Here is a 12,907-nt window from a genome sequence, read left to right as displayed (position 1 = left end):
TATAACTATAAACTGAACTGTTGCGTAGTAACTAGCTTAATCTAATAACTGAAACTGAGTATCTTGCTGGGTTATAAGATATGTTAAACGTATCATTTACAGCTGCTTTAACTCTTGCTTTAAATATAATAAAAATTGGTCACTACTTAATGCCGCTGAGAAATACCATCCTTGCACCATATCACATTTCATCGATCGCAATAATTTTAATTGCTCTGCAGTTTCTATGCCCTCAGCCACAACGGTTATGTTTAAATTTCGAGACATGGCAATAATACTATTTACCAGGCTTAAGTCATTATTATTCGTGTTGACTCCCTGAATAAATAAACGGTCAATTTTCAAACTCTTAAAAGGATAAGTACGCCAGGAGTGTAACGATGAATAGCTCATACCAAAATCAGCCAGAGAACAATGAATGCCTATTGCATTGAGCTGGGTTAATTGAGATAAAATAAATTGTGAATCGTCAATAAAAGCAGACTCGGTAACTTCAAAAATCAATGAGTCTGAAGAAAGAGAGGTTTTTTCTAAAATCAATTTTACCTGATTAACAAAATCCTTTTGTTTTAATTGCAATGTAGAAATATTTACTGCTACTTTTAGATTGTTGTCGGTTGTTTCCTGCCATTCTTTAACTTGAAGACATACTTTCTGGAGTACCCAATAACCTAAATCTATAATCAAACCCGTCTCTTCGGCTATAGGTATAATCTGATCGGGCAAAACAGAGCCCAATGTAGGACTCTGCCAACGCAGCAATGCCTCTGCAGCAAACAACGTATTATTCTTAATGTCAATTATGGGTTGATAACAAAGATATAATTCATTGCGCCTAAGTGCCTGGTGTAATTCAGACTTAATACGAATACGGTTAGAAGCCACTTCAGCCATAGCGTTATTAAATACCGTCCAGGTATTTTTATTGTTAAGCTTACTTTGATACATCGCAGTATCTGCGTTACGCATTAATGTTTTGGCATCGTTTCCATGTTCAGGAAAAACTGCAATTCCAATACTTGAGGATACCTGGAGTTCCTGTGATTCAATAACGAAGGGTCGCAAACACACTTCAAGACATTTTTTCGCAACAAGTTCAGCATCACCCACATGGTTTAAATTTTCTAAAATCATCATAAACTCATCACCACCTAAGCGAGCAATAGTGTCGCTCTGTCTGATAATTGATAAATACCGTTCGGATAAAGCTTTTAATAATAAGTCTCCTACAGCATGTCCAAGCGAGTCATTGATGTGCTTAAAATTATCCAAATCCATAAATCTCGACTTTAGCCAATTATGCAGCCAAAGCCAGTTGATAAATCAATAAGTTAGCAGTTTTTTCGGTTATTTTTAAAGAATCCGTATTATTTTCGTAATTTTTAGACATTGAAAAATACATCTTCACCCAGATTGATCTTCTTATGGCTGTAATAATGTCGACTAAGGTGAGCTCGCCCTTTTTGTCATACCATGATGTAGTTTCTTGCACTAACAATTTTTTAGTTTCATGCATTTTAATGGCAACCAGTACCAATATCGAAAGTAGTCCCATAAGCAGAGGGGTAGTTCTTGCAATAGCCTTATCTGACCACTGACGCTGTGTTTCAATGCCTAAGTGGGCACGGGTTTCTTCAAAGGTAACTTCAATGTTCCAGCGTAAAACAAACCACTCAATAATTTGTGTCGGTGAATTTTCCGTATTGGTGCTGAAAAATGTCTCCGCCTCATTCTTACCATCGGGTGTTTTAACAAGCACTATGCGTAGCCTTATTGGTGGAACGCCTGCATGATACCATAGGCATTCAAAGGTTAAGCACTCAATAGTTTTTTGTTCACCACCATACCACTTTACCTGAAGTGTATCCCATGTCTTAGTATCTACTAGTAATTCCTTGAGCCGGATACGCTGTCCTTTAATTTGATTTCTTCCACGCTTTCCCGCTGGCTTGACCTCAGGAAATTCAAATAACTGCGCATCCATTCGTACTCTGGATATGAGTGTTGCACCATTTTTTATACAGACTTTTGCAAGGGCCATACAAGCATAGGCGCCATCACCAACCAAAATCCAAGGGGTACGGTGCAACCATCGGCTGACACAACGCACCATTTGTATGGTCCAGTCTATCGATGTTTTGTGTCTTTTTCCTGAGGCCTCATCTGACTTTTTTGATGGTGAAAGGATAACCATAAAAGGCAAAGCCCATGGTCTTTTACACCAAGGAAGCGGTACTATCAAGGTCATGCATTCCCATTTCAAACCAAAACAAATAACCACCCGTGATTGGCTGGACGCAACAGCATCACGGTATGCTCCTTTGGCTTTGATGTTCTTTCCGCGTCGGCGCTCCAGTGTTTCATCAACAGCAACAATCTTGGGCCATGATTCAGGAAGCAGTGTGATTAAAAGACCAAATAAAATTTTGCTGGCAGTTAAACCACTCCATTGTGTACGACTCAATACACGATGATATTTTGAGAAATTTTTAACCTCGCTTAAGCCCATAACACGTAAAATACTCGTAATACGCCTTGCCCCTCGACAAAGGATGGCACCAATGAAAAGCGTATTGATATTGTTCCAGGTAGGACGTGTAAATAAAGGTGCAAAAGCAGCTAAAACGGATATAATCTCGGGTGTCATTGTTGAGCAACTCCTTGTACCTTATTGTTTTTGCGAACATCAAGATACTCGCTTTATCCGCTTTAGCAATTTTTTTAAATAGGAGTCATCCCGCTCTTGGCCTCACACCACGAACATACAGAACAAAAATCAACATGAAACGATGGAGTATTGCCGACATGGTGAATATTGGCCGCAAGTTGTTCGCCAAAATTCACAAACAAAAACATCATGCAAACCCTAATCACGACGTGCATTTCATGGCACGAGAAATAGATGATTGGCTGGTGCGGGGTGTTGAATCCATGGTGAATGGCAGCTATACACCGCGCCATCTTAAGCGCCATTATTTTCCAGATGAAATGGTTGATCAGCTGCATTTATCGGACAGGATTTTCCAAAATATTTTGCTCAAACAAATAAAACCTACCTTCCCTTACGTGATGAACCCCAATTGCTACCATCTTCATGGACCAAGTGGTGTACGGCTTGCCACGCGGCGTATCCGGCAAGTGCTTTTGGAAAAAAAACCACAATACATCATCCGCGCTGACATCAAATCGTTTTACAAGTCCATCCCGCATCACCAATTGATTCAAGATATCAAAAAGCACTATAACGATCTCAATGTCCAATCCATGCTAGAACAAATTATTATCAATCCCATTGAAACCCCTCGCGGATATAAAAATCCCGATCAGGGAATTGCGCTACGTGGGCCGCTGTCTCAGTTTTTTAGTGGCATTTATTTAAAGCCATTGGATGATGCCTTCAATTCGATGGATGTAACCTATATCCGGTATCAGGATGACATTCTTATTCTGTGCCAAACCAGCCGTCAGCTTAACCGTTGCAAACAGCGCATGATGGAGGTGTTGCATGAAAGACGGCTCAGTTTATCGCGCAAAAAGACACGCATAGGCAACATTGAGAAAGGATTCCACTTTCTCGGAATACACTATCCTGGGACGCAAACCCAGGATAACACCCATGTGATACAGGCAAATGATAGAGCAGTTATCCCGGCGGGTACTGCGCAAAATCTAACCTCATTGTGGGGGGGGGTACAGAGATTGCAATTAATCATCAAACGCCTGGGCTTGACACTATTGTCCCGCACGCAAGGACGTTACGAAAAGCACGAGAGCAGATTAATCTTATGGTCAAAGATGGGGTGTCTCCCAAAAAGATCAGAAGGTACCTACATCTCTGGGTCATGTGGTGGGTAAGAACAACAGAAAGTTGGCAGTACCAGGAGCTACTTGAATGGTTTTTAAATGTGTGCTGGGATTTTAGCCCGGCGGCCTATGCCGCCGGTCTGCTCACGCACGCCATTAAAAAATACGGTTATCAATCTCAAGCCCAGGTTTTGTCGGCTCCAGGTTTTTACGCGACTGCGTGAGATCTAATGTTCTTACTTCATCAAGGCGGATTATAGCCGCCAAATCATCCGGCGCCGCCGAAAGCGTCCAACCCCCACGGCCCCGCCGCGCCCACCCCACGCCCCGCCCTAATTAATGCAAAATCAACCGCAAGCCCGGAAGAATCAGAAATAACCAAGGGGAACCACGATTCGCCTTTGTTTGTATTATAATTGTGGAACGCTAACTTACGGGGTAATTTGTCCTCATTAAACTGAGGTGTTGGGTCAAACGAGCGGTCTTTACGGCAATATTCATTAGCCACATGGACTGGAACATCGCGCTGCTCTTTTCCAACCTCCATCCATGCCGCCTTCATGGCGTCACAATTCTGGGAGCTCTCCCAGTTATCATAACCATCAATATAATTGTTCAGTGCTGTTTTGAGTGGGGTTAAGTCAAAATGCTTTGAATTCTTAACCTCGACCCCATGTTGCTTATAGGTTAACCCATTGCTCTCTATCGCTTCGCAGCGCTTTAGCATCGCCGCTTTTGTATTCTCGTCCATATGCGATTCAAGCATCCGGCACATATGCTTGTCCTTTGCCCAATAAGCGTATTCATACGCTGAAATATTGGTAAAGGTTCGACCTGAATAGTCGGTCACTGTGCCTCGTTCAAGTAATAACTCCTGGAGCTGGTGGGGATTTTTTTTCCTTATTGTAAATATTTTTTCTGCATGGTCTTGCTTTCCATGAGCCACAAACTCCAGGAATTTGGATAAAATGGCAGGGGGTTGAAATAAGGTTCGGGTATGTTTATCTAATATAGCATTCGTTTTGGCTTTTATCGAAGGTAGGTGACCCGAAATTTCCTTTCCTATCTCTGAAGGTAAATCGTAGATTGATTTTTTCATACCCATTCTCTCTTAATAATAATTCACATATTATAACCAGTATCACAAAAAAAGTACATAGTGAATTTATATTTATCATTTCGAATTCCATGCTATGGTTGAGGCGAGGTGAGTAGAATTGGGTTCGATATATTGCTTGAGGTTTTAAATTATCTCATAGCAGGTTTTGGAAAATGGCCAAAGTCCAGTAAATAAAACAGCCAACTTTTTTCCGGTGACCTGGGTTTTTGCAATAGCATGATCGAGTCGGTTGTGTCCATAAAGTCGATTGGGCAAATTCGTTAAATTATCATAGGTTGCATGGTGCTTGAGCATTTCTTCATAACTTTTTTTCTGAGAGATATCTTCCATAACCGCCAGATAATGAGTTATCTCATTCTCATCGCGTAATGGAGAGATAATAGCCGATACCCAAAAAAACTCTCCTTTTTTATTTTTATTCAGTAGTTCACCCCGCCATTCATCCCCACGAGTCAGATGACTCCACATTATTTTATAAGTTTCTGATGACGTTTGACCTGACTGTAAAATACGTGGATTCTGTCCTAAAATTTCTTCAGCTAAATAACCGGTTTGCTCCATAACTTTTGCATTGGCGTATTCAATTGTTCCTGCTTTGTCGGTTATCAAAACCAGTACAGGACTTTGTTCTAATGCTCTGGTCAATTTTTTAATGGTAGCCTGAGAGTGTTTTTGAGCAGAAATATCTCTGACTATAGCCAAGACTAATTTTTCCCCTGTGACATTTAATATACCCAAACGAACATCAACGGGAAATGTAGTTCCATCTTTTCTACGATGTCGTCCCTCCCATGTTATCGGTCCCTTTTCCAGATCCTGCAAAACCTCATTTATGGCATCCGGAGTGGCTCCCATTTCAACGTCCCAAACATGAAACCCACGTAACTCTTCAGCAGAATAGCCTAAAGACTTGCAAGCGGCTGTATTTGTTTCTAGCAATAAACCATTTAAATCATGAATGAAAATCGCATCAGAGGCAGCATTCATAAGATTTCGATAACGCTCTTCGCTAATTTCTAATTGGTTGAGATAATTTACCTGTTCCGTAATATCCTGTTTTATTGCGATATGTTGCGTAATTTTACCCGACTCATCATCAATTACCGGTACAATTACTGTTTGAGCAATCCATTCACTGTCATCTTTTCTTCTGGATTTAATTTGCCCGCGCCAGGTGTGTCCAGCTTCTAATTCTTGTTTAATACGCTCAAACAATTGTTTATCTTCTTTTGGCGAGCGCAAGAGGGAAGCAGCTGTCTTATTTATTGCTTCAGAAGCTTTATAACTAGTAATTTGTTCAAAAGCAGGATTGACATATTGAATCACGGCTTCTTCGTTTGTGATTTCAACAGAGTCAACTACTTTTTCAAGAATAGTGTGTAACAGCTTTACTCGTTTTTTATTCAACAGGTTTAATAGGCAAACATTAAAAATCCCAAAAAAATCTTTTAAAAAAAGAATAAGTAATTTCAGATCGGCTTTGGATATCTCACTCCAGATACTAAAATAAAATAAGTTATTGTGTGCTTTTTCAAGTGCAATATCGATGCGACTGGTTATATTTTCTAGGGGAAACTGTCGCAGAGAAACATAACTGATTTTTAATGACTGCCATTTTTTTTTGTGCACGTCAGAGCTTTGAAGCCTCTTTTGAATCTCATCGTGTAAATCCTCAGGAGCAATAACGCTGACTCGCTCTGAATCATATCGCCAAATTCCTTTAATTTTATCTTTTAATATAGGGTGGTTATTGATAAGGGTTAATGCATGTTCGCTAAAAGAACGCACAGAAGCATTGTCCTGACTGTATCTAATGAGGTGACTTATTAATTCACGTTCCAATTTAAGGGTGTTTGGATCATCACCATTTTTTCCTTGGTTTAAGTTTGTTCGTTTTTCCCTCTTACCTTTTTTTTCTGACATATAGTTCACTACAAAACTCTTGAGACATTATTGTATAATTAAGCTTAGGCCGTTATGGCGTAATAAGCAAAGAAAGATCATGATGAAAATTTAGTGTACAACCTTGCAAGAGCGGTCATAAGATGCTGACAGACAATCAGAATTATTTAGAAATAGGTACGGCTCTTTTCTCGAGCCGCAGGGTTGCCAATAGACCTATGAGAAAAAGCGTTTGGCAAAATTTAAAGGATCAGACGATGCTTGCCAACCACTATGTGAATTTGAATGGAACAAGACTGAGCTAAGTCGAGGTAAATTAATTAGGCTTTAAGGGATGGTATCTATTACTATCATCATAATTAAATACTCTTCAACCCATCAACAGGAACATCCTGATTATAAACATAGTGTTTGATGATCTGTTCTGCTTGCTCACAGGTTAGCGGTTTCGTTATTGCCCCTTCCATGAAATACTGTTCACAATCATATTTAACGATATCTGCCTGATAACCCGTTAATGCAATGATGGGAACATGATGCAGGGTGTCTTTTTCCAGATTACGTAATTGTTTCGCCACTACATAACCAGACGTATCTTCAAGGCCAATATCCATCAAAACCAAGTCATATTTTCCGGGATCAAATAACTTTAATGCCTTATCGCCAGACTCAGCTATATCAACATGACAATTTAAGGCATTCAGCAAAGCCTTTTCCACATTTTGTGCAATCAAATTGTCTTCAATCATCAAGATGCTCGGCAATCGCCCATTCTTGAATGACTCTTCGCTTTGTTTCTTCTCCTGAGGATCTGGCGCATTGCGCATTTCCAATTTTTTAATGAAGCTTACATCAGTTAATGTCACCACCATGCCGATTACATTTTTATTTTCATCATACATTGGTACTCGATTGGATCTGAAATAAAACGTCTCTCCATGCTCATTAACAACAGGTGGTTCCTCGACATTTTTACGCGGTTCGCCAGAGAAAACTACTTTCATGTCATCCAGTTTAAAAGACTCAATACGTTGTTCAGACCAATGACCGAATCTTTTCATTTGTTCGTATGGCGTTCCCTTGAAGTCGCGTATCTTTTGCATTCCTAATAAAGTAATAAAATTGTTATTACAACCCATTAAAGTGCAGTTAACATCGACCCAATATACTATATCCGGAACAGCATTAATAATGTCCATGTAATGCTGATGGATCACATCTATGTTCTCAGTATTCCCCTTTTCATGCATCGAGGACATGATTAATCTCCATTTTTGATTTCAACCCAATTATAGTACATATTACGCATCTTTGAGCGCAGGATCAGAAGCCAATTTTTGCAAGCGGTACTGATTCAGCAATACGAGCTTTTTTCAGAAGACGACGGTGCATTTGAAGGTAAAGTTTTGAAAATCGTTTATAAACAAAACCCAATTTATTGAGCGACTTGACCCGTGTATTATCGCAAGCCTCTAATCCTTGTTTTTTAAACCAAACATGTAACATATTAATCTGCCAACCTGCTTCCTGATAACCATAATCTTGTGGTGATTTGCCTAATAGTTCTTGAAGATGTAATTCGATCACTGGTGCCTTCTTCGGAGGGGGCCAGGGTTTATACGGCTTTTTAAAACCCGATATTCCTTAGTCATATAACGCTGTAGCCAACGTCTGATTGTGTGGCCATTCCGATTTAAGTGCTCCGTTATTTCTGGTACTGATTTCCCTTCATGAGATAACAACACATAATGCGCTCGTTCACCCCGATTTGCTATTAAGCCTTAATTGAGAAAGAGTTGCTATTTCCTCATTGTTTAGCGATATCCTTATCATGTTTTAATGCCCACTCTTTAAATTGCGATAAGATGAATCAAAAATAATTTTTTTTTTTAGCTAATAAGTGAGATCTGCTTACCATCTATAGCAACTGCATTTTCACTTAAATTAATACTTCTCACCATAAATAACGCTAACAACATTTGCGCAAAACAGTCTATTCGTGACTTGTGCCAATTTAGTTGTTCGCTTAAAATCCCACTCAACTCGCTGATATACTTCATTTATGCTCCTTTTTTGTCGAAGCTGAGTATATAAAAAACTGGGTAAATCAGCGCGTTATTTCTATTTCTTCTTTTCTATCCCCGTTTTTTTCCGGCACAAGATTGAGAGTGATTTTAATAACCATGTTAATGCTCAGTTAATTTAATCATGTTAATCTACACATCGTAATTTACTATAGAGTAGAAATTATGCCAAAAGTAACTTTAGATCTCGGTAAAGCCTTAACTGCCTGTCCTGCTAAAAAAGGTATTGGGCCATATTCATTACAAATTCAGATTGAATCTTATTTCTCATCTGAGGCAAGCAAAATTAATATAAAACTGGATAGTGGTGACACTATGGATTTTGTGGAACATACTGAAAATGATAAAACTGTTCTAACTTCAGTGAACAGTTTATCTTCAAATTGTAACGATGGTGTTTCTACTGAAAACTTGCCAAAAATATTAGCGAAATTGGCTGAGCAGAAAGTGCAATTTACTGCCCTGCAGTTTCCTCATGCATTTAAGGTAAATGGACGATTTTCGAGTATCGCGTATCGAGCTCATTTTAATCATATTGTTATCTACAAAGACTCTGATGATAAATTAAATGCTGGGATTGTTGACTCAACAATGAACCCAATAGGAGTGCATAACCCACTACCCATATTAGGCTGGTTGGCTTCAAACTCTATATTCTCTGGTGAGGAATTGCTGCAGGTTAAATTAACCAGATTATTAAGCCAATCTGAGGCCAGAAATGCATTGCAAGCGCTGTGCGATTTACCTGCTGAGGTTACAGTTAATACCAGCTCCTCCCCTATTTTGACTTACAAGCAACCTAGCACACTGGATAAGCGCTGTGCGATTTATACTCTAAATGGAATGGCTGCGTTCACAAATCATATTCTTACCGATGAAAAAATAACGACAGCAAGCGTTTCAGAAACAGTAACAGCTGCTCATCAAGCTCTCAATGAGCCAGAAATGATGGAAATATCCTATCCTGTTGAGGAACAAGCTTTTTCTGGAAAACAAACACTTTGATTTCAAGAGATATTTAAACGATTTTGCCAGAGGTTAATTAGCTCTGGCAGGAGAATGAAATAAGGACATCATTTTCTAGCGTTGATTGTCTCTCTTAAATGAGCGCATGGAGTGATCTATCCAGCTCAGTTCTCCAAAATACATTTATCCGGGTTTATCCGTCAGCATGAAAAAACTTCATGAGCGTCTTAAACAGGATTTCTAATAAACGATGATGTTTTTTGCTGCACAAAGAGCAATCACTGTGTATCAACGCGTCAGTTAATGTTGCCCTGATAAACCTTGGTTCAGTATGGTTAGATTATATTTATTGTTGCTCAATTGGCGATCATAAGGTATGATTAAAGACCATTTCGTTGCTGTAGTAAAGGATATAAATTTTTACATATCAAGGGCAAGGACACCAGTAAATGGACATTAATAGTCCATTATGGATATAAATAGCCGGGTTTATAAAAATAAACTGTAACATTATTAATATCATATTGTGGATAGAAAAAAATGAACACTCCAACTGAAGTTTTTCAAGAATTAGGTTTAAGTTACGAGAAAAATCAATTGCCCATCATTGAATCTTCAGTAGAACCGAATGGGGGAGTTCTAAACCTTGAAAAGGCTTTGAGTGATAATCCTGAATGCTGGGACACGATCAGCATGGGGTCCTCCCAACCAGAAAAGAAAACCATTATTCTCAATAGTGGCTGGCCTGACAATACTCACGGATATCTTAAACATCGAATTGTTAGTAAATTACTTGAAGACGGGTTTAGGGTTTATTATCCAACCCTAAACGGCCTAGAGCGTTTAACCGATGCAAATCGGATTAATGAAGCCCTGTCTACTCTAACCGCTCTCGCCTCGGAACAAAACGTCGTTGAGATAAAAAAACTAAAATCAACCCGGGATCGGGTTGATATTTTAAATGCTTCTAGACTTAATGAGCTCTGTTCAAAAATTCTCAGCTCTCCTGATTTATTTTTTTATTTTATAAATTTCCTCACTTTAGATGAGCCAGAAGAGCTGTTTTGTGGCTTAGGTTATACCGATATGGTGAGTCCAATGTACCAATGTGGAATTGAATGGGCTTTTGATAAACTTAGCTATGCAAATGGAGATTCAGACTGGCAGCACAAGCAATTTAAAGACAGGCTAAATCAACAAGAAGGGGGAAATCAACTCGCTCCCCAGTTCCTGCCGATGATAAGCTCCCAGACAACTGCAGAAGAACGAAATAAACACTATTTAGAATTTCTTGTAAAGTATTATCCCGATCTGGTACAGAAAATCAGATCAGTTAAAATAGAAAATAAATCAGTGGAGTTAGTATCACTGCTTAACCAAACAGAAAATCTTATTTCTCTGTCATTGAGGAGTTGTCAATTAACCCCCCAGGACGAAGAGCTTCGTCCAACTTCGTTAAGATATTTAGATCTTGATTTTTGGGAATCCGACTTGGAGGGGCGTTTATTTGAAGATTTGTTAAATCGCTCACCTGAGCTGGAGATACTCTCGGTTAACTGCTGTATAGCATATGAGTCTATACCTGAATTGCAACTAAAGAAATTAACGAAACTAAGAAGTCTATCTCTTCCTGACAGAACCAACATGTCACAAAAACAATTAAACGATATTCTCAATGCGGCAATCAACTTGCGTAAATTGGTTCTTCCTGCTCGTCCCCTAAATCATAAGGATAAGGAGGAGCTCTCTTCTCCTACCTTAAATGGCTTAACAGAACTTGTGTTAAAAAGAAGCCCGATTGAGGAAGTTAATAGCCTCCTTAATGCCACTCCTAATTTGGAGTCTCTGACTCTGGATTGGGGTGGAGTTCAAGGACAATTTCATTCCGCCCCATTTGAAATAATAAAACCGCTGCATCGACTTACTTCAATCTCTTTAGACTACTCAGGATTTACTGAGGAACAACTAACTAGCCTCTTTAATAAAGTACCTCATTTAGAAAAATTGAGGATGTCTCAATTTTTCTATTATTGGAATCTTCAGCTTGAGGCTCACTCGTTTCCGTGCTTAAAAATAATAGAGATTACTGATAGCTTCTTTTTTAGCTGCCAATTGGAAAATTTTCTCAAGGCAGCCCCCAATTTAAACGAACTGATAATCTCAAAGCCTCATCAACTGCTTGAGCTCCTTACCAGACTGGACTCAGCATCGCTTCCCTCGTTAAATAAGGTCGGCTTTCCTAGTGACTCGTTAACTTTTAATGAATTAAATCAATTGATTAGAGTCGCACCCAACTTGAAAAATATCTCTTTTTTAACATCAAAAAGAGATGAAGAACTAATGGTATTAAAGTGGTTTCAACAAAGTTATCCCCATATTGAAATTAAATTAGCAGAGCTTGCTTCTACCGAGGATCAATTCATTGGCTTAAATTTCAATTCTCAAAGCATGCCTCTTGACGGAAATATTGGTGAGAGTGGAGAAACTCCAGAGTTGCCTGCCAGGACTTTATTTAAGGCTAGAGGATTATGCGAACCTGAAGTTTTTGACTATCATTTAAGTGCTGTTGAGTGGGACTCTCATCGCAGTATTTTTAAACCGATAATACCCCGAGAAGAGAGTTTAGTAGTAATTCCTCAATCATTAGAACTAACGAATCAACAGTTAGAGGAAGTGTTTCACCAACTTGATACCTCTTCTGAACTGGTTTATGGGCAAATTACTTTTTTAAAGCCAGCTCTTAATCAATGGTTGCAGCTCCCTGCTCTAAGCATGAGCGATGAACTGTATCCTGTCAGAATCGCCGGGTAAGTGTCTGCCACTGAGTCCGGATTAATCCGAGCCGCGCGCGTCAGCAAGCGGAATTCTTTAAAAATATTCAAAATACCTATTGACACGGTTTTTCTGTAAAACTGATGTTTTTCCATATCAAACGTAAGTCATGCAATATGCATGCCCTAAGATCCCCAAGATCACAATGTAGCCCCTTTCACTAATAAAACATCTCCCTCCTGAGGTCAGATTTTTTCTT

12 protein-coding genes are annotated in these 12,907 nt (G+C 39.1%); 4 read left to right on the top strand and 8 right to left on the bottom strand.

The window, feature by feature from the left end:
* Window positions 1–96 precede the first annotated feature (96 nt).
* Window positions 97–1,278: a putative bifunctional diguanylate cyclase/phosphodiesterase gene (locus HRS36_RS00690; RefSeq protein WP_173235598.1), complete on the bottom strand. Its 1,182-nt coding sequence runs from the start codon at window positions 1,276–1,278 to the stop codon at window positions 97–99.
* A 19-nt stretch (window positions 1,279–1,297) separates the two neighbouring features.
* The gene (locus HRS36_RS00685; protein WP_173235460.1) at window positions 1,298–2,647 is read right to left on the bottom strand and encodes an IS701 family transposase; all 1,350 of its coding nucleotides are present in this window, start codon (window positions 2,645–2,647) and stop codon (window positions 1,298–1,300) included.
* A 134-nt stretch (window positions 2,648–2,781) separates the two neighbouring features.
* Between HRS36_RS00685 and HRS36_RS00680 the strand changes: the two genes are divergently transcribed.
* Both HRS36_RS00680 and HRS36_RS00675 read left to right on the top strand, forming a co-directional pair.
* Entirely contained in the window at window positions 2,782–3,855 is a 1,074-nt protein-coding gene (locus tag HRS36_RS00680; RefSeq protein ID WP_173235461.1) for a reverse transcriptase/maturase family protein, read from the top strand.
* A complete protein-coding gene (locus HRS36_RS00675) occupies window positions 3,843–4,028 on the top strand; it encodes a hypothetical protein (protein WP_173235382.1) in 186 nt (61 codons plus the stop codon). The genes HRS36_RS00680 and HRS36_RS00675 overlap by 13 nt, the downstream gene beginning before the upstream one ends.
* A 44-nt stretch (window positions 4,029–4,072) precedes the next feature.
* Here HRS36_RS00675 and HRS36_RS00670 read toward each other — a convergent pair whose 3' ends face one another.
* The 6 genes from HRS36_RS00670 to HRS36_RS00645 form a co-directional block, all read right to left on the bottom strand.
* On the bottom strand, window positions 4,073–4,903 hold the full coding sequence (locus HRS36_RS00670; RefSeq protein WP_173235463.1) for a hypothetical protein: 831 nt from the start codon (window positions 4,901–4,903) through the stop codon (window positions 4,073–4,075).
* Between the two features lie 144 nt (window positions 4,904–5,047).
* Window positions 5,048–6,553, bottom strand: coding sequence for a PAS domain S-box protein (locus HRS36_RS00665; protein WP_226905529.1), 1,506 nt, complete (start codon window positions 6,551–6,553; stop codon window positions 5,048–5,050).
* A gap of 632 nt (window positions 6,554–7,185) precedes the next feature.
* Window positions 7,186–8,085 (bottom strand): response regulator, encoded by a 900-nt coding sequence (locus HRS36_RS00660; protein WP_173235594.1) that lies wholly within the window; start codon window positions 8,083–8,085, stop codon window positions 7,186–7,188.
* 64 nt (window positions 8,086–8,149) lie between these two features.
* Complete coding sequence (locus HRS36_RS00655) at window positions 8,150–8,413, bottom strand: hypothetical protein (protein ID WP_173235592.1); 264 nt, start codon at window positions 8,411–8,413, stop codon at window positions 8,150–8,152.
* Entirely contained in the window at window positions 8,410–8,571 is a 162-nt protein-coding gene (locus HRS36_RS18985; RefSeq protein WP_226905528.1) for a helix-turn-helix domain-containing protein, read from the bottom strand. The genes HRS36_RS00655 and HRS36_RS18985 overlap by 4 nt, the downstream gene beginning before the upstream one ends.
* A gap of 144 nt (window positions 8,572–8,715) precedes the next feature.
* Complete coding sequence (locus tag HRS36_RS00645) at window positions 8,716–8,886, bottom strand: hypothetical protein (RefSeq protein ID WP_226905527.1); 171 nt, start codon at window positions 8,884–8,886, stop codon at window positions 8,716–8,718.
* Window positions 8,887–9,075: 189 nt separating this feature from the next.
* Between HRS36_RS00645 and HRS36_RS00640 the strand changes: the two genes are divergently transcribed.
* Both HRS36_RS00640 and HRS36_RS00635 read left to right on the top strand, forming a co-directional pair.
* A complete protein-coding gene (locus HRS36_RS00640; RefSeq protein WP_173235588.1) occupies window positions 9,076–9,915 on the top strand; it encodes a hypothetical protein in 840 nt (279 codons plus the stop codon).
* Between the two features lie 501 nt (window positions 9,916–10,416).
* Window positions 10,417–12,687: a hypothetical protein gene (locus HRS36_RS00635; RefSeq protein ID WP_173235586.1), complete on the top strand. Its 2,271-nt coding sequence runs from the start codon at window positions 10,417–10,419 to the stop codon at window positions 12,685–12,687.
* Window positions 12,688–12,907: the final 220 nt, after the last annotated feature.

This window comes from Legionella antarctica, from assembly GCF_011764505.1.
Lineage (GTDB): Bacteria > Pseudomonadota > Gammaproteobacteria > Legionellales > Legionellaceae > Legionella > Legionella antarctica.
The sequence above is the reverse complement of the archived record's forward strand: the minus strand, read 5'-3'. Positions and strand labels throughout refer to the sequence as shown.